Source organism: Moritella sp. PE36 (assembly GCF_000170855.1).
In the GTDB taxonomy this organism is placed as follows: Bacteria; Pseudomonadota; Gammaproteobacteria; order Enterobacterales; family Moritellaceae; genus Moritella.
This window is the reverse complement of record NZ_ABCQ01000068.1, coordinates 1-20,869: the sequence shown is the minus strand read 5'-3', so window position 1 is coordinate 20,869 and position 20,869 is coordinate 1. Positions and strand designations below refer to the sequence as shown.

22 protein-coding genes and 1 pseudogene are annotated in these 20,869 nt (G+C 39.9%); 18 read left to right on the top strand and 5 right to left on the bottom strand.

Annotated features, from left to right (window positions below):
* The coding region (locus PE36_RS21470) for a hybrid sensor histidine kinase/response regulator (RefSeq protein ID WP_006034211.1) at positions 1-959 on the top strand (959 nt) is incomplete at its 5' end.
* Between the two features lie 229 nt (positions 960-1,188).
* Here the strand turns inward: PE36_RS21470 and PE36_RS21465 are convergent.
* Entirely contained in the window at positions 1,189-2,478 is a 1,290-nt protein-coding gene (locus tag PE36_RS21465) for a citrate synthase (protein WP_006034210.1), read from the bottom strand.
* A 386-nt stretch (positions 2,479-2,864) separates the two neighbouring features.
* Between PE36_RS21465 and sdhC the strand changes: the two genes are divergently transcribed.
* From sdhC to sucD, 8 genes are all read left to right on the top strand, one after another.
* Positions 2,865-3,251: a succinate dehydrogenase cytochrome b556 subunit gene (gene sdhC, locus PE36_RS21460; RefSeq protein WP_006034209.1), complete on the top strand. Its 387-nt coding sequence runs from the start codon at positions 2,865-2,867 to the stop codon at positions 3,249-3,251.
* Complete coding sequence (sdhD, locus tag PE36_RS21455) at positions 3,245-3,589, top strand: succinate dehydrogenase, hydrophobic membrane anchor protein (protein ID WP_006034208.1); 345 nt, start codon at positions 3,245-3,247, stop codon at positions 3,587-3,589. The genes sdhC and sdhD overlap by 7 nt, the downstream gene beginning before the upstream one ends.
* A complete protein-coding gene (sdhA, locus tag PE36_RS21450; RefSeq protein WP_006034207.1) occupies positions 3,590-5,371 on the top strand; it encodes a succinate dehydrogenase flavoprotein subunit in 1,782 nt (593 codons plus the stop codon).
* A gap of 15 nt (positions 5,372-5,386) precedes the next feature.
* Positions 5,387-6,103, top strand: a complete 717-nt coding sequence (locus PE36_RS21445) for a succinate dehydrogenase iron-sulfur subunit (RefSeq protein WP_006034206.1) — start codon at positions 5,387-5,389, stop codon at positions 6,101-6,103.
* Between the two features lie 117 nt (positions 6,104-6,220).
* Positions 6,221-9,034 (top strand): 2-oxoglutarate dehydrogenase E1 component, encoded by a 2,814-nt coding sequence (gene sucA / locus PE36_RS21440; protein ID WP_006034205.1) that lies wholly within the window; start codon positions 6,221-6,223, stop codon positions 9,032-9,034.
* 21 nt (positions 9,035-9,055) lie between these two features.
* On the top strand, positions 9,056-10,243 hold the full coding sequence (gene odhB / locus PE36_RS21435; RefSeq protein WP_006034204.1) for a 2-oxoglutarate dehydrogenase complex dihydrolipoyllysine-residue succinyltransferase: 1,188 nt from the start codon (positions 9,056-9,058) through the stop codon (positions 10,241-10,243).
* A gap of 122 nt (positions 10,244-10,365) precedes the next feature.
* Positions 10,366-11,532 carry an ADP-forming succinate--CoA ligase subunit beta gene (gene sucC / locus PE36_RS21430; protein ID WP_006034203.1) on the top strand — a complete coding sequence of 389 codons (1,167 nt, stop codon included), beginning with the start codon at positions 10,366-10,368 and terminating at the stop codon, positions 11,530-11,532.
* Positions 11,533-12,402, top strand: a complete 870-nt coding sequence (gene sucD, locus PE36_RS21425) for a succinate--CoA ligase subunit alpha (protein ID WP_006034202.1) — start codon at positions 11,533-11,535, stop codon at positions 12,400-12,402.
* 133 nt (positions 12,403-12,535) lie between these two features.
* On the opposite strand, the gene PE36_RS21420 is transcribed toward sucD, so the two are convergent.
* Positions 12,536-13,504 (bottom strand): tyrosine-type recombinase/integrase, encoded by a 969-nt coding sequence (locus PE36_RS21420; RefSeq protein ID WP_006034201.1) that lies wholly within the window; start codon positions 13,502-13,504, stop codon positions 12,536-12,538.
* Between the two features lie 599 nt (positions 13,505-14,103).
* Between PE36_RS21420 and PE36_RS21415 the strand changes: the two genes are divergently transcribed.
* A complete protein-coding gene (locus tag PE36_RS21415; RefSeq protein WP_006034200.1) occupies positions 14,104-15,096 on the top strand; it encodes a hypothetical protein in 993 nt (330 codons plus the stop codon).
* A gap of 223 nt (positions 15,097-15,319) precedes the next feature.
* On the opposite strand, the gene PE36_RS21410 is transcribed toward PE36_RS21415, so the two are convergent.
* The 3 genes from PE36_RS21410 to PE36_RS21400 all read right to left on the bottom strand — a co-directional run bounded on the left by PE36_RS21410 (position 15,320) and on the right by PE36_RS21400 (position 18,226).
* Positions 15,320-15,889, bottom strand: coding sequence for a BRCT domain-containing protein (locus tag PE36_RS21410; RefSeq protein ID WP_006034199.1), 570 nt, complete (start codon positions 15,887-15,889; stop codon positions 15,320-15,322).
* A gap of 340 nt (positions 15,890-16,229) precedes the next feature.
* Positions 16,230-17,495 (bottom strand): hypothetical protein, encoded by a 1,266-nt coding sequence (locus PE36_RS21405; RefSeq protein ID WP_157517833.1) that lies wholly within the window; start codon positions 17,493-17,495, stop codon positions 16,230-16,232.
* Entirely contained in the window at positions 17,474-18,226 is a 753-nt protein-coding gene (locus PE36_RS21400; RefSeq protein WP_006034197.1) for a helix-turn-helix transcriptional regulator, read from the bottom strand. The genes PE36_RS21405 and PE36_RS21400 overlap by 22 nt, the downstream gene beginning before the upstream one ends.
* A gap of 117 nt (positions 18,227-18,343) precedes the next feature.
* Between PE36_RS21400 and PE36_RS21395 the strand changes: the two genes are divergently transcribed.
* The 8 genes and pseudogenes from PE36_RS21395 to PE36_RS21365 form a co-directional block, all read left to right on the top strand.
* Positions 18,344-18,547, top strand: a complete 204-nt coding sequence (locus PE36_RS21395) for a hypothetical protein (protein ID WP_006034196.1) — start codon at positions 18,344-18,346, stop codon at positions 18,545-18,547.
* An 83-nt stretch (positions 18,548-18,630) separates the two neighbouring features.
* Positions 18,631-18,891, top strand: a complete 261-nt coding sequence (locus tag PE36_RS21390; protein ID WP_006034195.1) for a hypothetical protein — start codon at positions 18,631-18,633, stop codon at positions 18,889-18,891.
* Between the two features lie 33 nt (positions 18,892-18,924).
* A complete protein-coding gene (locus PE36_RS21385) occupies positions 18,925-19,443 on the top strand; it encodes a phage regulatory CII family protein (protein ID WP_006034194.1) in 519 nt (172 codons plus the stop codon).
* 18 nt (positions 19,444-19,461) lie between these two features.
* On the top strand, positions 19,462-19,752 hold the full coding sequence (locus PE36_RS21380) for a hypothetical protein (protein ID WP_043994952.1): 291 nt from the start codon (positions 19,462-19,464) through the stop codon (positions 19,750-19,752).
* Positions 19,749-19,976, top strand: coding sequence for a hypothetical protein (locus tag PE36_RS21375; RefSeq protein ID WP_006034192.1), 228 nt, complete (start codon positions 19,749-19,751; stop codon positions 19,974-19,976). The genes PE36_RS21380 and PE36_RS21375 overlap by 4 nt, the downstream gene beginning before the upstream one ends.
* Positions 19,973-20,128, top strand: a complete 156-nt coding sequence (locus PE36_RS24645; RefSeq protein WP_006034191.1) for a hypothetical protein — start codon at positions 19,973-19,975, stop codon at positions 20,126-20,128. The genes PE36_RS21375 and PE36_RS24645 overlap by 4 nt, the downstream gene beginning before the upstream one ends.
* The gene (locus PE36_RS21370) at positions 20,125-20,340 is read left to right on the top strand and encodes a hypothetical protein (protein ID WP_006034190.1); all 216 of its coding nucleotides are present in this window, start codon (positions 20,125-20,127) and stop codon (positions 20,338-20,340) included. Before PE36_RS24645 ends, PE36_RS21370 begins: the two co-directional genes overlap by 4 nt.
* A pseudogene (locus PE36_RS21365) lies at positions 20,321-20,869 on the top strand (replication endonuclease); the annotation flags it as partial. The gene PE36_RS21370 and the pseudogene PE36_RS21365, both read left to right, overlap by 20 nt.

The following is a 20,869-nucleotide window of genomic DNA, read 5'->3' as shown; positions in this document are numbered from 1 at the left end:
AAGTCGCTAATGAAATGATTGTTAATCTAGCAGAAGTTGCGCGAATAGAGAGTGGCAGCATCAAGCCACATATAGAGACCTTTGCGTTAAATGATTTATTTACTCAGCTTGCTAATGAATTTTCAGCAGCAGCGAAACAACATGGCGTTACCTTTACTATTATGCCGACAAAGCATTGGGTTAATACCGATAAACACCTGCTACGTCGCATTTTACAAAATTTAATCGGTAACGCATTTCGCTATGCCAGTCCTGGACGAGTATTGCTCGGTTGTCGGCGGAAAAGTGGCCAGTTAAGTATTCAATTATTAGATAATGGCCCAGGTATTGCGGCAAAAGATCAAGCTCGAGTGTTCGAGCAATTTAGCCAATTAAAAGACAATAATGGCTCCAATGATGGGTTAGGACTCGGGCTTAGTATTTGTAATAGCTTAGCGGTATTATTACAGCATCAACTGAGGCTTGATTCAATTGAAGGCAGAGGTTGTCGATTTAGTCTGCAACTCTGTGAAGCGACGGCATTACAACAAGATAATCCTACGCCCATTATTGTGCCCACGGACCTTACTGGAACCGCAGTGCTCTGCATCGATAACAACCCGGCTATTTTAGAGGGCATGTTAGAACTCATGAGCAGTTGGGACTGTGAGGTTTATGGCGCTAACTCAATCGCAAGTGCGAAGGCATTATTTAAGCAATGTGATTTCGATATCTTGTTGGTGGACTATCAATTAGATAATGGTGAGGATGGGTTAGCATTAATCTCAGTGTTAAGAGAAATAAACCCTGCGATACCCGCTATTCTTATTACGGCGACAACAGAGGCGGGCATTGCTGATAAGGCTGCCGCCGTTAAAGTCGGTTTATTACGTAAATTAGTTAAACCAGCATCACTCAGAGCGATGATGAGCGCACAATTAACGGCAACACTGCAAACACAGTTTAGTCGTCAAGAATAATACAGTTGATTAGCGAATTTAGGACGTTCAGCAGCTATATTGAATCAGTTAATCGTTCAACCACTAGTAGGAAAGTATACTGTCTGTTCGAAAATAACCTAGCTGATGTATGAGAGCTCTTGTTTAAACTATTGCATAGAGATAAAAAAAGGCTTCTGATATAAATCAGAAGCCTTTTTGTTTAACTAATCTTTAGGTTTGTAACTAAGTCTAGTCACTCACGTTAAGACTAATCTCTATCGTCAAGTTTTTTAAATGGACGGTGTGCTTCACCAGTATACAACTGACGAGGACGACCAATTTTCTGTCCAGGTTGACTTAACATTTCGTTCCAGTGCGCAATCCAACCTACAGTACGGCCTAATGCAAAAATAACCGTGAACATAGAAACAGGGATACCAATAGCACGTAATGTAATACCTGAATAGAAATCTACATTTGGATAGAGTTTCTTCTCGATGAAGTAAGGGTCTTCAAGCGCAATACGCTCAAGTTCCATCGCTACATCTAATAACGGATCACTAATGTTTAGCTCTTTTAGCACTTCGTGACAACTCTTACGCATCACTGTCGCACGTGGATCTTTATTCTTGTAAACACGATGACCAAAGCCCATTAGACGGAACGGGTCTGCTTTGTCTTTAGCACGAGCGATAAACTCTGGAATACGATCAACGCTGCCGATCTCTTCAAGCATTGTTAGACAAGCTTCATTTGCACCGCCGTGAGCAGGACCCCATAGTGATGCAATACCCGCTGCGATACATGCAAATGGGTTAGCACCTGACGAACCAGCAAGTCGAACTGTTGATGTAGATGCATTTTGTTCATGATCTGCATGAAGCGTAAAGATACGATCCATGGCTTTTTCTATCACCGGATTAACGACATACTCTTCACACGGTACAGAGAACATCATTTTAAGGAAGTTACCTGCGTATGAAAGGCTGTTGTCAGGGTATACAAAAGGTTGCCCAATTGAATATTTGTAACACATTGCTGCAATTGTCGGCATTTTAGATAATAAACGAAATGCCGAAATTTCTCGGTGACGTTGATTAGTCACATCTAGCGAATCATGATAAAAGGCTGCAAGTGCGCCTGAAACACCACAAAGGATCGCCATTGGATGAGAATCACGGCGGAAACCTTTGAAGAAAGATGCAAATTGCTCATGCACCATGGTGTGTTTATGTACTGTCGCTTTGAATTTTTCATATTGTTCTTTAGATGGCGCATCACCATAAAGAATAATATAACAAACTTCTAAATAATCTGCATTAAATGCTAAGTCATCAATAGCGTAACCGCGATGTAGTAGGATACCCTCTTCACCGTCAATATAGGTGATTTTTGACTCACACGATGACGTTGCCATAAAACCTGGATCATGGGTGAAATATCCTTTACTACCTAGGGTACGAATGTCGATAACATCGTGACCAGCTGTACCAGATAAAATCGGAAGTTCAACTGGCTCTTGGCCGGGTAGGTTTAACGTGGCCTTTAGATTAGCCATAGCACGGCTCCTTTGCTTATTTATAATTAGATTTCTTCATGAAATTCGAAGCTAAAGCTACCTTTAATAATTACTAATGTCAATTTTGTTACAAAATAATCAATGAAAAAGCACTAAAAGGTTAACCTATGTTTCAATTTCAAGGTAAATGTTGCTAGAAGGGCTTTTATAATTGTAAATAAATTGTGATATAGGTATACTTATTACCGGATCAAGAGTCCTTGTTTTAATTTTGTTCTTGTCATGTAAGTGCTTCTAATTGTTGTTTTATTTACGATTTGAACAAGAAATAAACAAGGGCTTTCATTTGAAAGTAATTTGTTATGAAAATAATACAATTCTGTGATCTGTGTCAATATAATAATAATTATGCTCAATGGAGCTGAGTGAGCGATATCGTGAAAAAGCAAAGACCTGTAAATTTAGATCTGCAGACTATAGATATGCCAATCACAGCAATCGCATCGATTCTACACCGTATCTCGGGTGTAATAATGCTATTTGCTGTGGGTATCCTATTATGGTTACTGGCAGAATCATTATCTTCTGAACAAGGTTTCCAAAATGCACAAGAAATTGTGTCTGGTTTCTTTGGTACATTCATTCTTTGGGGAATCCTAACAGCACTTGCATATCATATTGCAGGTGGTATCCGTCATTTATTGATGGACATGGGTTATTTTGAAGAACTTGAATCGGGTGCATTAAGTGCGAAAGTGTCTTTTGTTGCAACCGTTGTTTTATCAATCCTAGCGGGGATAATGGTATGGTAACTAACGCAGCAACTTATGGCCGCAGTGGTACTCATGATTTCATCATGATCCGTGCAACCGCCATCATCATGGCACTATATACATTTTATTTTGTTGGTTTCGTTGCATTTAACGACCTTACTTATCAAGTATGGTCTGATTTCTTTGCAAGCACTGGCAATAAAGTATTCACCCTTCTTACCCTTATCGCTATCGTCATCCATGCGTGGATTGGTGTGTGGCAGGTATTAACTGACTATGTTAAATCAACCGGTTTACGTGGTGCATTACAGTTTATTCTAACAACCACTGCATTTATTTATGCGCTTGTTGGTTTTGTTGTTCTTTGGGGGTTATAAGTGAGTATTCCAGTTCGCGAATTTGACGCAGTAGTTATTGGTGCCGGTGGTGCTGGTATGCGTGCTGCGCTATCAATATCTAAGTCAGGTAAAAGTTGTGCGCTTTTATCTAAAGTTTTTCCAACTCGTTCACATACCGTATCTGCTCAAGGTGGTATTACCGTTGCATTAGGTAATTCACATGAAGATGATTGGACATGGCACATGTACGATACTGTTAAAGGCTCTGATTATATCGGTGACCAAGACGCTATCGAATTTATGTGTAAAACGGGCCCTGAAGCAATTTTAGAACTTGAGCACATGGGTCTACCATTCTCTCGTTTTGAAGATGGTACTATTTATCAACGTCCATTTGGTGGCCAGTCACTAGCATACGGTGGCGCACAGGCGGCTCGTACAGCTGCTGCTGCCGATCGTACTGGTCATGCGTTATTACATTTGCTGTATCAGCAAAATATTAAAAACGAAACTAAAGTATTTTCTGAATGGTACGCACTAGACCTTGTTAAAAATGACGAAGGTATTATCACTGGTTGTACTGCAATTGATATTGAAACTGGCGAAATCTGCTACTTCAAAACCAAAGCAACGGTATTTGCAACGGGTGGCGCTGGTCGTATCTATTCTTCAACAACGAATGCACACATTAATACTGGTGACGGTATTGGTATGGCTATTCGTGCTGGTATTCCAGTTCAAGACATGGAAATGTGGCAGTTTCACCCAACGGGTATTGCTGGCGCTGGTGTACTTGTAACTGAAGGTTGTCGTGGTGAAGGTGGTTACCTTCTAAATAAAGACGGCGAACGTTTCATGGAACGTTATGCGCCTAACGCGAAAGATCTTGCCAGTCGAGACGTTGTTGCTCGTTCAATGATGACTGAGATCCGTGAAGGTCGTGCGTGTGATGGTCCTTGGGGTCCGCATCTAAAACTTAAACTTGATCACTTAGGTGAAGACGTACTTGAGTCTCGTTTACCAGGTATTTGTGAATTATCACGTACCTTTGCTCACGTAGATCCAGTTAAAGAACCAATTCCAGTAATACCGACTTGTCACTATATGATGGGTGGTTTACCTGCAAATATTAACGGTGAAGTATTAACACGTAAAGAAGATGGCAGCATGGAAGTTGTTGCAGGTCTATTTGCGGTTGGTGAAATCGCCTGCGTATCTGTGCATGGTGCTAATCGCTTAGGTGGTAACTCACTGCTTGATCTGGTTGTATTTGGTCGTGCTGCAGGTAACTATTTAGGTAAAGTGCTTGATACAATTCCAGAGCCACAAGAAGCGACAGACGCTAACATTGATACATCTCTTGAGCGTTTAAATCGCTGGGAAAGTAACAAAGAAGGTGAGGACCCTGTTCAGATCCGTAAAGATCTACAGCAATGTATGCAACTTAACTTCTCAGTATTCCGTGAAGGTGAGTCAATGGCCGAAGGTCTTGAGCAACTTAGAGCCATTCGTAAGCGTTTAGATAATGCACGCTTAGATGACAACTCAACAGAGTTCAATACCCAGCGTATCGAATGTCTAGAGCTTGATAATCTGATGGAAACGGCATTTGCAACCGCGCATGCGGCTAATTTCCGTAAAGAAAGCCGTGGCGCGCACAGTCGTTTTGATTATCCAGATCGTGATGATGAGAATTGGTTATGCCATTCACTGTACTTGCCTGAAACTGAAGAAATGGCAACGCGTGAAGTGAATCTTTCACCGAATTTGTTAACTGATGAACAGTTGAAGCACTTTGTGCCGAAACCACGCGTTTACTAAACATAAGGGATCAAGATGCAAGTTAAATTTTCAATTTACCGCTATAACCCTGATGTTGATAGCAAGCCTAAAATGAAAGAAATGAGCCTAGAAATTCCTGAAGGTTCAGACATGATGGTGCTTGATGCACTTATCTTGTTAAAAGAAAAAGATGCGACATTAGCTTTCCGTCGTTCTTGCCGTGAAGGTGTATGTGGATCAGACGGTGTTAACATGAATGGCAAAAATGGCCTCGCGTGTATCACACCTCTATCTGATCTGAATATGAACAAAACGATTGTAATTCGACCGTTACCTGGTTTGCCAGTGGTCCGAGATCTCGTGATTGATATGACGCAGTTCTATGATAACTACGCACGTATCAAACCGTTCTTAATTACAGACGAAAGTGCAATTCCACCGGCTCGCGAACACCTTCAGTCTCCTGAAGAACGTGAGAAGTTAGATGGCCTCTATGAGTGTATCTTATGTGCATGTTGTTCAACGTCATGCCCATCATTCTGGTGGAACCCTGACAAGTTCGTTGGTCCTGCAGGCTTATTAGCGGCTTATCGTTTCTTAATCGATAGTCGTGACACAGCAACTGAACAACGTTTATCAGAATTAGACGATGCGTTTAGTGTATTCCGTTGTCACGGTATTATGAACTGTGTAAACGTGTGTCCTAAAGGTCTAAATCCTACAAAAGCAATCGGTAATATTAAGTCTATGTTACTACAACGTGCGGTGTAGCAATGTTTTTTGTTAGTTTTTAGTTACAATGGTCATTCCGTTGGGAATGGCCAAGTAATTTAAAATCTTTGCTACCATCTCTGGCGCGGTGGACATTTAAAGTGAAAAGGGCAGAGAATGCAGAATAACGTCATGAAAGCCTGGTTAGAATCCTCTCATCTAGCCGGTGCGAACCAGACATACATTGAAGATCTATATGAGCAATTTTTGGCAGATCCAGATTCAGTTAGCGAAGAATGGCAAACTGTATTTTTAGAGCTACCTAAAGTTGATAATACTAAAGAAGTTCCACATGGTCCTGTAAAGGATTATTTCATTCGCCTGGCGAAAGATACCTCTCGATATGCTGCTCAAGTAAGCGACCCACATAATGATGCGAAACAGGTTAAAGTATTACAGTTAATCAATGCTTTTCGTTTTCGAGGTCATCAACATGCTAACTTAGATCCATTAGGTCTTTGGAAACGTGATCGTGTACAAGATCTAGACCCGGCATATCACAATCTTTCTGATGCTGATTTTGATGCCAGTTTTAATGTTGGTTCATATGCAATTGGCCAAGAAAGCATGAAACTTAGTGCGCTTTATACTTCGTTACAAAAAACCTATTGTGGTTCAATTGCAGCTGAGTATATGCATATTGTTTCTACTGAAGAAAAACGTTGGATCCAAAGCCGTTTAGAATCAGTTGAAAGCACGCCTGAGTTTGAAAAAGAAGATAAATTACGATTTTTAGATAACTTAACCGCGGCTGAAGGTCTGGAAAAATACCTTGGTGCTAAGTTCCCTGGTGCAAAACGTTTCTCGCTTGAGGGCGGTGATGCACTGATTCCAATGATGAAAGAATTAATTCGTCGTAGTGGTGAACAAGGTATCAAAGAAACCGTTATTGGTATGGCGCATCGCGGCAGACTGAATATGCTGGTGAATGTACTTGGTAAAAAACCAAATGACCTGTTTGATGAATTTGCTGGTAAACACGGTGACGCATGGGGTGCGGGTGATGTTAAATATCATCAGGGCTTCAGTTCTGATTTCAGTACGCCAGGCGGTAATGTACATTTAGCACTTGCTTTTAATCCATCGCATTTAGAAATTGTTAACCCAGTAGTCATGGGCTCTGTTCGTGCACGTCAAGAACGTTATGGTAGCACTAACGGTGATGATGTACTGGCAATTACAATTCATGGTGATTCTGCAATTACTGGCCAAGGTGTTGTTGCTGAGACATTCAATATGTCGCAAACACGAGCTTATGGCATTGGTGGTACAATTCGAATTGTTGTCAATAACCAAGTTGGTTTTACAACATCAAACCCGAAAGATATGCGTTCTACAGAATACTGTACGGATATCGCAAAAATGGTTCAGGCCCCCATCTTCCATGTTAATGCAGATGACCCTGAAGCTGTTGTATTGGTAACACAAATCGCACTTGATTTCCGTAATACATTTAAGCGTGATGTTGTGATTGATTTAGTTTGTTATCGCCGCCATGGCCATAATGAAGCTGATGAACCAAGTGCAACACAGCCATTAATGTATAAGAAAATCAAAAAACACCCAACGCCACGTAAAATATATGCTGATCAACTTGTAAATGAAGGCGTTATTGATGCTGCTGAAGCAACGGGCTATATTAACGAATATCGTGATCAACTTGATCATGGTGAATGTGTTGTTAAAGAATGGCGCCCAATGCAACAGCACTCCGTTGATTGGAACCCATACTTAAAACACGAATGGGATATGCCTTATCAATCACAAGTTCCTCAAGATAAATTATCTGACCTTGCATTGAAAATGACGGCAGTACCTGAAGGGCACAAGATCCAATCTCGTGTTCAAAAGATTTATTCAGACCGTATTTTAATGGCAAAAGGTGAGAAACCATGTGATTGGGGTTTTGCTGAAACGCTTGCATATGCAACATTACTTGATGATAACTACAAAGTCCGTCTTACTGGACAAGATGTGGGTCGTGGTACTTTCTTCCATCGCCATGCAGTGGTACATAATCAAGACGACGCCAGTACATACACGCCATTAGCTAATTTAAAACCTGAACAAGGTGAGCTAACTATTCACGATTCAGTATTGTCTGAAGCCGCGGTATTAGCGTTTGAATATGGTTATGCGACGACTGAACCAAGTGGTTTAACTATTTGGGAAGCACAGTTTGGTGATTTCGCCAATGGCGCACAAGTTGTATTTGATCAATTCCTTTCTTCTGGCGAACAGAAATGGGGTCGTATGTGTGGCTTAACAGTATTGTTACCACATGGCTATGAAGGGCAAGGTCCTGAGCATTCATCTGCACGTTTAGAACGTTATATGCAAATGTGTGCTGAGCACAACTGGCAAGTGTGTGTACCTAGTACACCTGCGCAGGTTTATCATATGCTGCGTCGTCAAACAGTACGCCCAATGCGTCGTCCATTGATCGTGATGACACCTAAATCGTTATTACGTCACCCATTAGCTATTTCTAGTTTATCTGAATTAGCCGATGGCACGTTCCAAAACATAATTGGTGAAATTGATACGCTCGATTCAGCACAAGTTAAACGTGTTGTGATGTGTAGTGGTAAAGTGTATTTCGATTTACTAGAAACACGTCGTAAAGCGGGTCAGACGGATGTTGCTATTGTACGTATTGAGCAGCTTTATCCTTTCCCACATGCAGAAATTGCAGCTGTATTTGCAGAGTATCAACACGTCGACCAGTTTGTTTGGTGTCAAGAAGAACCTCAGAATCAGGGTGCTTGGTATTCAAGTCAGCATAATTTCTGGGGCGCAATCCCGCAAGGGGCGAAGTTAAGTTATGCTGGACGTGCTGCATCAGCATCTCCTGCAGTCGGTTACATGTCTGTACATACAAAACAACAGTTAGCACTTATTGAAGATGCTTTAACTGTTGCACAGAAATAGTTTATTAAAGGAATTATGAAAATGACAATTGAAATTTTGGTACCTGTACTGCCAGAATCTGTAGCAGATGCAGCTATTGCAATATGGCATAAACGCCCTGGCGATGCTGTTGAGCGTGATGACATTATTGTAGAAATTGAAACTGACAAAGTTATTTTAGAAGTGCCGGCTGTTGAAGCTGGTGTGCTTGTTGAAATTATTGAAGATGACGGTGCAACCGTTCTTGGTCAGCAAGTGATTGGTAAGCTGAAAGTCGGCGCTGTCGCTGGCGAAGAAACAAAAGATAAACCAGCTGCAGCAAGTGAAGAATCAGTAGACGCAAGTCCAGCTGTTCGTCGTCTTATTGCAGAAAAAGGTTTAGATGCTTCTAAGATTACGGGTACCGGAAAAAATGGCCTGATCATAAAAGAAGATGTCGAAAAAGCATTATCAGCTCCAGCTGTAGCACCAGTGGCAAAAGCCGCAGCGCCAGCACCTGTAGTTAGTGCTCCAGTTGAACTTCAACCTGGTCGTAGCGAAAAACGTGTGCCTATGACGCGTTTACGTAAGCGTATTGCTGAACGTCTATTAGAAGCTAAAAACTCAACGGCAATGCTGACCACGTTTAACGAAGTTAACATGAAACCTATCATGGATCTTCGTAAGCAGTATAAAGATATATTTGAAGAGCGTCATGGTATTCGTTTAGGTTTCATGTCTTTCTACGTGAAAGCGGTTGTTGAAGCGTTAAAACGTTACCCAGAAGTGAATGCGTCACTTGATGGTACTGATATTGTTTATCATAACTACTTTGATGTAAGTATCGCTATTTCAACACCTCGTGGTCTTGTGACGCCAGTACTACGTGATTGTGACTCGATGAGCCTTGCTGATATCGAGAAGAACATTCGTCATTTAGCGCTTAAAGGTCGTGATGGTAAATTGTCAATTGAAGACCTTACTGGTGGTAACTTCACGGTAACTAACGGTGGTGTATTTGGTTCATTAATGTCAACACCAATCATCAATCCACCACAAAGTGCCATCTTGGGTATGCATAAAATCCAAGATCGTCCAATGGCTGTCGATGGTCAAGTTGTCATTCTGCCGATGATGTATCTGGCGCTTTCTTACGATCACCGTATCGTTGATGGCAAAGAGTCAGTTGGTTTCTTAGTAACAATCAAAGAATTATTAGAAGACCCAACTCGTCTTCTTTTAGATGTGTAATTTTTAGTTTAGTAATGTTTAGTAATGTTTAGTTTAGTTTAGTTAATTTAATAGCTTACGCCTTATTTTGAGGCGTAAGTTTTGGGACAAGCCCTAGTGGCTAATAACATGGATATACGAGCATGAATCTGCATGAGTATCAGGCAAAACAACTTTTTGCTGAATATGGTTTGCCAGTTCCAGAAGGTTACGCAACAAACGTACCTCATGAAGCTGCAGCCTTCGCTGACAAAATTGGTGGCGATAAATGGGTTGCTAAGTGTCAAGTTCACGCCGGTGGGCGTGGTAAAGCAGGTGGTGTTAAGCTTGTAACTTCTAAAGAAGAAATCACCGCATTCGCTGAGTATTGGTTAGGTAAAAACATAGTTACTTATCAAACAGATGCGAAAGGCCAACCAGTTTCACAAATTCTTGTTGAAGCTGCGGGTGATATCGCTAATGAACTTTACCTTGGTGCTGTTATCGATCGTGGTTCTCGTAAAGTTGTATTTATGGCATCAACCGAAGGTGGCGTTGATATTGAGACTGTTGCTGAACAAACTCCTGAGTTAATTCACAAAGCAACGATTGATCCGCTTGTTGGCGCACAACCTTTCCAAGCGCGTGAGCTTGCGTTCAAACTTGGTTTACAAGGCGCTCAAATCAAGCAGTTTACACAGATCTTTATGGGTCTAGCTAAAATGTTCACTGATTGTGATATGGCGCTACTTGAAATCAACCCACTTATCGTTACTGGTGCCGGTGATCTTGTTTGTTTAGATGGTAAAATCACTATCGATTCAAATGCACTTTATCGCCAACCTAAACTACGTGCAATGCAAGATATTACTCAAGAAGACGCACGTGAAGCTCACGCTGCTAAATTTGAGTTAAACTATGTTGCATTAGACGGTAGTATTGGTTGCATGGTAAACGGCGCAGGTCTAGCAATGGGCACCATGGATATTGTTAACATCCATGGTGGAAAACCAGCTAACTTCCTTGACGTAGGCGGCGGCGCAACAAAAGAACGTGTTGCTGAAGCATTCAAAATCATTCTTTCTGATGACAATGTTAAAGCCGTACTTGTTAACATTTTCGGTGGCATCGTGCGTTGCGATATGATCGCCGAAGGTATTATCGGTGCAGTACAAGAAGTGGGTGTAAAAGTACCCGTTGTTGTACGTCTTGAAGGTAACAATGCAGAATTAGGCCGTGCAGTTTTAGCTAAATCTGACTTAAATATTATTGCAGCATCTAGCCTAACGGATGCAGCGCAGCAAGTTGTTGCAGCAGCGGAGGGCAAATAAATGAGCATTTTAATTAACAAAGATACGAAAGTGATCTGTCAAGGTTTCACGGGTGGTCAAGGTACTTTCCACTCAGAGCAAGCGGCCGATTACGGAACACAAATGGTTGGTGGTGTTTCTCCTGGTAAAGGTGGCACGACACATTTAGGTTTACCTGTATTTAATACAGTACGTGATGCGGTAGAAACAACAGGCGCAACTGCATCTGTTATCTATGTACCTGCTCCGTTCTGTAAAGATGCGATCTTAGAAGCAATTGATGCTGGTATCGAACTTATCGTTTGTATCACAGAAGGTATTCCGACTGTCGATATGATCGAAGTTAAAGTTAAACTTGATCAACAAAATGTGCGTATGATCGGTCCTAACTGCCCAGGTGTTATCACTCCTGGTGAAAGTAAGATTGGTATTATGCCTGGCCACATTCACAAACCGGGTAAAATTGGTATTGTTTCACGCTCTGGTACGCTTACGTATGAAGCAGTAAAACAAACAACGGATGAAGGTTACGGTCAATCAACATGTGTTGGTATCGGTGGTGATCCGATCCCAGGTACAAACTTTATTGACATACTTGAATTATTCGAAAATGATCCGCAAACTGAAGCAATCGTTATGATTGGTGAAATTGGTGGTACTGCAGAAGAAGAAGCAGCAGCTTATATTAAAGCGAATGTAACTAAACCTGTGGTTTCTTACATTGCCGGTGTTACAGCGCCTGCAGGTAAGCGTATGGGTCATGCTGGCGCAATAATCGCTGGCGGTAAAGGTACTGCGGATGAGAAATTTGCAGCACTCGAAGATGCAGGTGTATCAACTGTACGTTCATTAGCTGATATTGGCTCGGCATTACGTGCTAAATTAGGTTAATATCTGTTTTAATTATAATAAACCACCTTCGGGCGACTTCTTGTAAGCTTCTCTAAGGTGGTTTTTCTATTTAAAACATACCCTTAACTGTCTTGTGTACTGCTGTGATATGCACCATGTAGCACGAGTTTGGTCACAATGTGGACATTGGGTTTAGCGTCATCGCTTCATTCAAATAGTCTGGTGCCAGGTGAGCATAAGTCATTGTTTGCATAATCGTCGAATGACCTAGTATCTTCTGTAACGTTAAAATATTACCCCCGTTCATCATAAAATGACTGGCAAAGGTATGTCGTAATACATGTGTTGCCTGACCTTTCGGTAAATCAAATCCCTGTGCTTTCAGCACATCATAAAACTCCATATATGAACTATTAAACAAACGACCCGTTTTGCCATTGTGGATCTCATTCATGAATTCGGGCGTGATAGGGACAGTCCTATTTTTACCGTTTTTGGTATCATTGAATGTAACTCGTCCATGAATAATATCATTTCCCCGTAGTTCTGCTGCTTCGCTCCAACGCGCACCGGTAGATAAACATAACTTAGCAACATGAAGCTCATCGCCACTTAGGTTGCTTAATAATTGAGTTATCTCTTTCTTATTCAGAAAACCCATTTCAGATGCTCGCAACTTGAGTTTGCTAATCCCCTTTAATGGGTGCTCGTTATGATACTCACCGGCATCTATCAATACGGTAAAAACGCCACTTAGCCTAACTTGGCTCCGATTAATCGTAGTTGCCTTATTCCCTTTAGCCATTTTGTCAGCTCTGAATTGCATGAAGCGTTGTTTCGTTACTTGGTCAGCCCTTGGGTACCCTAAATCTTTATCGATGGATAACAGATGCTTTAGCTCTTTTTCAGGGCGTTTTAGTTGCTGACCATGATAGTGATACCAAAGATCGATTAAATCGCGTAATGGCCGTTTGTCTGCCGGCTTCTCAACCCAGCCTTTTTGGTTCTGAGTTGATAATAACCAACGCTCATACTGCTGCGCCTCACCTTTGGTTTTAAACTTCTTTCTGTGTCGTTTACCGTTTCGGCCTTGTGGGCGACAATCGACCTCATACCCGTTAGGAATAGATTTAATAGACATTGAACCACCTTTTATTACTGTTTATTTATACAGTTAATATGATGATAGAGCTTAAATTAGGTGTATTCAATGTTTGTTTGTATCTGCTAAATACATTATCTGCGGGGTGTATTCATTTTAGTAGTGGGGGGGGGGCTATAAAGTTAGCCCTAGAATCATGCATGGCAAAACTATTGAGTACTTTGGTTTTAAGTTGTGAGTTAGTTTACGGCTATCAACAATTGGACGTGATGTTTATCTTTATTATGAAGATGTAAGACTAAAATAGGTGTTCTAGATACATTATATGTGGAACCTATAAATAATCCCAGCACAGATCTAACACATTATGCACCAAAGTATAGAGTTGTTACTCACTAAAAATGCGAACGTTTCAGTTTGCCATAGATTTTATCATGCGAAAAATGGGGTCGGTTCTCACACACAATTTACATAAATGAATCTAACGTGAAGTGGTCAACTAATATCACTACAAACGAGATTGTGAATAGTAATTATGTCATTTAGGCTAGTTACTTCCTAAACGATATAGTATTAAAATATTCAATATTTATAATGTCGATTATTATAATCACAAAGGCCTTTGAGCTTGTATATAAATGAACAAAAAATTACTAACTAATAAAGGATCACTAATTGTAACAAGCCTTGTCGCTTCAGTATTGGCTGGCTGTGATGGTTCTACTGGCTCTGAACCAGTGATCCCAGATCCTGTACAACCTATTGAAAATCCATGTTATGAAGGTGCACAGGTTTGTTTACCTGTAGAATTGCCATATCCAGATCCAGTTCCTGATTGCGAAGACTTAGATAATTGCGATGTATCTGTAATTCCTATTGATATCATTGTAGAGCCTATTGAGGACCCAATTATCATAGATCCTATAGAAGGTGAACCGTTCGATTACTGTGAAGAACTTGGTATTGATTGCGATGTTACCGTAGAACCAATTGAAGGTGAAAAACCTTGCTATAATTACATCCATTACTCTGATCGTGACGGGATCAAAAAAGTTACTGAATACAATTCCTGCACTAGTGATTATGCAGTGGTAGAAACGCCTCCAGCTAGAATGCCTATGATTGAGTACAATCATGTAGCTGCGGTAGATAGTAGTGATAACGAAATTTACCGTTATTATTTCTTCATTATGAAAGATGCTTGGGATGGTATTGGCGAACCGTTCTCTAGATTATATTCTTCTTGGGCAATGAAAGGAGGTAACTTTCAATATGAGTCAACGACATATGATGGCTTAGACAAGTACGACACCGTTTTTTATGGAATATTCTGGGAAGATGGTTCAAATGACCAAATATCTATTTCTCATCAAGTTCATTATGATAGTTGGGCTTCAGCCCGAACCATTTATGGATGTACTTGGAGACCTAATGAATATAACCCAATCAGCCCTGACAGTTGTCATGGTGAACATGCTGATGGGACTACTTGGAAGGTTTATTTAGATCGTTCACTAGTAGAGAGTTTTCCTTATAAACCTCTTGATGCAGAAATGAATATTGATTATGCTGAAATAGCTACTGCTTGGTGGGAAGAGCATGTACCTGAATTGACCTATTATCGTCAGTAAACAGTGTAGTTGATTCGGCAACGATAGCCCTTAAGCTGCTATATGGTGGTTGTTTGATATGAAGTGGTAGAGTGATTTTGGCCACCTAATTAGAGGTGTTACAATATTGTTCTGGTATAACTAATCTGAGTATTGGCTAAAAAGCCAATACCTACACTGCCTGAGCATAACGCGAACAGTACCGCCTGGTAACAACGGTGGTCACTTCACTGACTAATTATAGTTACAACGTAATTATTTTAACACCCAAATCATGAGCCTTTTTCATTTTAGACGTGATTTCATGTCTTCCTGTATTACCCATAAATAAGAACGATGTTTGTTTACCAACGCTTCCCATTACGATAGCACCATGACTTTCAAGTAAGGATTTCGCATCTGCTCGAGGGATAGGAAGTGTACCTGTTAGAGCAACTCGAATGTCGGTCATATTGATGGTTGTTAGGATTTCATCTAATGTTGAATATTCACGCTCAATATCTTCTTGTTTTAAAATTGTTTTTGCACGTTCATGGGCTACTTTTCCGTTTAATTTAAACTCTTCCCACTCCTCTAGCTTTTGCTTAATGTAAGGTAAGTCTTTTAATTGTATAACCTCGTCGTCAGTTGCATAAAGATCCCAATTGGCTTTTACATATCTAATATCACCATAACGAGTATCAACAGTTCTGATCGATATTCCATTTTTTGATATTGATAAAGGCACTACGAATCTAGGGCCACTATCACTCCAAGGGTCATCTACTTTAATCGCATCACCTTGCTTTATGCCTAAAAGTTCAAAAACTGTCATCTAACTATCCCGTTGTGATCGAGTGTTATCTCCCTAGCCATACATCTAACTATCAAATTTAACGCGGTTAAGAGCCGCTTAATGTTGAATTTTATCGTAGGGTGTATAACTCATAACTACTCTTTTAATGAATTTATCGTAGAATAATTATGAGTTTACATGTGGTATTACGGTAATGTAGGTAGGTAGTTTGGTTATGTGAAACAGGTCACGAAATAGCGTTAAGTAGCATTAAGGTCGCTTACACTTGCCCAGTCCAAACCACACCACACCCAACTGTGACTTCGTGATTTCCAAGGATTATATGATTTAACGTAAGTGATGCCATTTAATAGTTAGATTAACTATTATGTTTAAGTTTTAGTGAAATACTAGAGTCATCAATATGATCATATAATGAGTCAAACAATTTATATATTGAATAAAATTCCTGTACCTTTTCATCGGGTAGCTGTTTCATAATAAGTCTAAATTCATCGTGAAAATAATTTATTTTTTGTTCTAATTTATCAAAATCAGAAACTAATTCTTTAATTTTATTATTATCATATACGAATTCATCGAGGTCGTGTTTAATTCTAAGAACCTCCTCTTCAGGAAACCAATAAAAGTCATAGAATTTAAAAAGCCCTATTGCATATCCATTCTCGTCAAGATTAAAATCATATAGATTTTGTATCGTAGGATCATTGAATAGATTTCTATGTACTTCATGTATAAAGTTGTAATCAATATAAAAGCTAGGGGTATCCGTGATATCCGAATTACTCGTAAATGCCATTATGTTTTTGAATACATGATCTAATACGTTTAAAGAATTCTTTAAGTCATATAGGTTCAGTAATAAATTTCCTTTTGGCCCGTCATGACCTTTAGAACAAATATCACCGAAATCATTTTTAGATATAACCGTTACATGGAGTAGTTCGAGCAATAATTCTAGGGAATTAATGAAATTAAGTACCTCAATTTGACGTATATCTATACCCATAGATTTAAGCCCTTTGTTTTCTGGCTTATTTTCATTTTCTTTATGATTTATAATCAAGTCATATTGCTCAATAATGATATTGTAGTGGTAATTTATGGCTTCTAAATCATCAGTTTTGGAGTATTCAATACCACGTATATCAATATGGAAATGTACATTTGAAAAACTATTTTTTGGGAATATATTGCGATATAACTTTTCTCTATCATAGAATTCAATAGTCATTTTAGATGATTTCTCGATATCATCTAAAACACTAAAGAATTCTCTTTTATGTGCTTGGTACATCTCAAATTTAATGTTTACTTGTTGGGTCTCCCACAGTTCATTCTGTCGTTCCTCTAGTTTTTCTTGTCTGTAGTTTGCCGCTTCTTGTTGTTTTCTAATATGGACATTTTGTAGTATCAAGAAAGCAAACGTAACCGCTGTCGAAACACTGCCAATTAATACTGATATGCCGTTAAATTCTGGTTCACCTCTATCTAAACCGATAAAGTAGATAATGAAAGAAGTAACGATACTGCTAATTGAAAAGCTAAAAACGGCGCATACACTTGCGATTATCCAAAATGAATGATTGGCTAAATACTTCATCACATTTTCTGCCCAGTCCAAACCACACGCCCTATAAGTGCTAGTTCTTCACCATCCAATTGTGACTTCGTAATTTCCCAAGGGTCATACATCGTATTGTCAGATTTAACACGGATTATGCCGCCTGGTAACATCTGTAATCGCTTCACTAATAAGTTGTTGTCATGACGCATGACATAAACCCCATCAGATAGATTATCCACATCACGATTAACCATGATCATCGAGCCGTTCTTTAATGTCGGCTGCATACTATCGCCGTCTACTAACATCAAAAATACGTTATTCGGGCACACGCCAATTTCATTACGTAACCAGTGAGGTTCAAAACTGATTGTTTTTGGACGCTCTTCAACTTCAGCCAATAAACCCACGCCAGCAGATGCAGATATTTCGTAGAAAGGTAGTTCTATGTGCTTCTTGTCTTTGTTTTTGAAAATGGGTGTTGGTCTATTTACTTCATCACGATCATTCACATTGATGTTATGCAAACCTGAAGTATCTATCTGATCTACATCAAGTGGAGATATTTGACCTAGTTTAGGTTCCGATCTTTCACTTAATAACCAGAAGGAGTACTTAAAAAGTTCTTCTTTTGCGATTATTTTTTCTATCACAGCTATATTTGGATTTGATACACCTGACTCTACTTTCTTAAGTGTACTTATTGATATATCAGTGAATTCACTAAATTTTTGTTGTGTCATGCCTAAGCTGTTTCTTACAGCTTTTATCTTCTCGCCATAATTCATTTGACAGGGTTCCAAATAGTCACTAGTATTGGTTCTGAAATGTCACCTTGGTGTTTTGAGCGGTACTAAGTGTCATTTCAATGTGTTAACCCCAAATAATCCCATAAGGAACTAATTATGTCGATAACTATCGCATTAGATTCACCAGTTTTGAGTATTCCTGAGTTCGCAAAACGAACCGGCCAAACAAAAGAAGCTATTGCATCACAAATGGATAGTGGAGCACTTCCATTCATTCAACATCAATTTCGTGCGACACGATTCGTTAACATGCTGAAATTGGCTCAAATCTGTGAAGAATCAAACAGCGATAACCCTTAGCTTCATAAAGCTATTACTAATTGCATTCGTCCTTAGCAATAGCTGAGGTACTAAAAGTATGTATATAAACTTGGATAAAGCAAATGCCTAAAAATTCAAATATCAAAGAAAACTTAGTCGTTAACATTCAGCCAGATATGTTGCCGATCACTTTAGAAGTATATGCCGGCCGTACTGGTCAATCAATTAGCGCTGTTCGCGCCCAAGCGTCACGCGGAACTTTACCTACCATGCAAATGGGTAAAAGCAGCACCATTTATGTTAACCAAGCTCAAATGATAATGAGTTCACTTGAAGCTGCTGGTTGGGATGTTCGGACTCCAAAAAATATCTACGCTCTGTAGATCTTCATCATCTCAGATAGGGAAGTTTATTCAATGTACGAATCACCTGGGAATGTACACCAAGTTATTGATGCCGCATGTGTTCGTTTTGCATCGGCTGAAAATATCGAAGAGCTTGCGAAGTCATGTGATATGCGTGGTGGAATGCTGCGTAACAAGTTAAATCCAAATCAACCACATCAATTAACCGTTAGTGAATTAATCAAGATCACTAAGGAAACTGATAATCACGACATTATCAACAGCGCCATTTTAGAGATAGGTCTTATTGCCGTTCGTTTACCAAAGCAGGGTAGCGCTAAACCATTAGCACTTAGTGCAATGAATGTTACAGCTCATACGGGTGACATAAACCGCCACATCTTAGAGGTTGAATCAGAGCGCAGACTGACGCGACATAAAAAAGACGCAATTGTGACAAAAGCAAACTCAACAATCCGTGAATTGGTTTTTCTTATATCAGACGTTGAAAACCGTTGTGGTGGTGCTGGACCGTTCATGTCCATGTTTGCCGATGCAGTATTAAGTGGAATCCCAATGCCGGGCATGTAATTAAAAAGGATGAATATTATGGAAACAGTACAAAGCGTTATTAATGAAATTATGTTTATTGCCATATCAAGACCTGATGCGATTGATATTACGGTTGAATTCAGTGGTATTAGTGACTCACTTGCGGTGAAAGTTATGCCGCGTGATTTTGATTACATCAATTCAACGACTGAACAATATGAAGCAGCGATTCTCTATCGCACTAGCGTTTGGCTAAATGAACCAGGTCCAATGCAAACAGCACTGGAAGCTAAAACTAAGATCCTGGAATTAATGGCAACGTCAGTAAATATTGGGGTAGCAGCATGAAGTTTGTCGCAATAAAAATTTGCCCTAATGGCGGCACAATTCGAGAGCCCAAAACCAACGAGCCTCAAACTGTTGAAATTGGTGAGCATGACAGTAAAGCCGATGCAATTGAAAATGCATGTTATTTATTGGATTGTCGTCAACTTTTTAGAGGTGTTATCCGTAGCCTTAAAAATGCGGGCGGTTATATCGTATTAGACATGCAGGAGTATGCCGAGGTATGAGCAAATTAACTATTGATCAAAGACGTCGTGGTTTGGTTAACGTCCAGCGTTTGCGTACGGAATTACAATCAGTAATGGATAGTAAGAAAATTGAGCGCGGCGTGGGCAAGTGTGATTTGAATAGTCGTATTTCATTTAGAAAACATAAATGATGAATAAGTTAACCTCCGAGCAAAGGCATCGTGGTCTAGCTAATGTTAAGAAACTACGTGCTGATCTAGAAGTGATCAGTGAGCGTAAAAACTTTACTAAGCATAATTTCATTCAACGCATAAAAGTAAAAGCAGGGCAGTTACGAACAATGACTGCGTCTGAGTATACAGCAAAATACGGCAAGGATTTTTATGTTCACCCCAATCACTAAAACAAGTAACCCACTTAAAAAGCTGCCGTATAACCTGCGTTGTGAATTAGCGAGTTTTGTTGATAACAACGCAAATAAATACAATGTAGAACCAGCTCGTGATCGCGCCTTTGCTTTCGCGCGTTCGGTCGTGTCTAAACTCAACGTTCCTTACGACATTAAAAACTATCTTGATAAAGCCGGTGCAGCACGATTAAAGAAACACGGCCTAAAACGTGCTGTTAAATTTATTGATGATCGTAGTGCACACGTTGTGGCTAGTTTAGGTGTGTTACCTGAACCATGGTACCGAGTAGACACTGAGTATAAACGTGTACGTCTTGCTGATGAACTAACAGGGCGCGCATGTTTACATTTAGAACTTGCACTAAAAGCAGGGAAGAGGCCACTTGAGGCACTCGAAGAAATTAACGAGTTCACAGGTCTAGCTTTATGGATGCCTCACTTTGAACCTAAGAAGCGTGACCGTGATGATGACGTCTATTTAGGTCTTATCGCCCGCGCATGTGATGACGCTGTTTGGCTACGA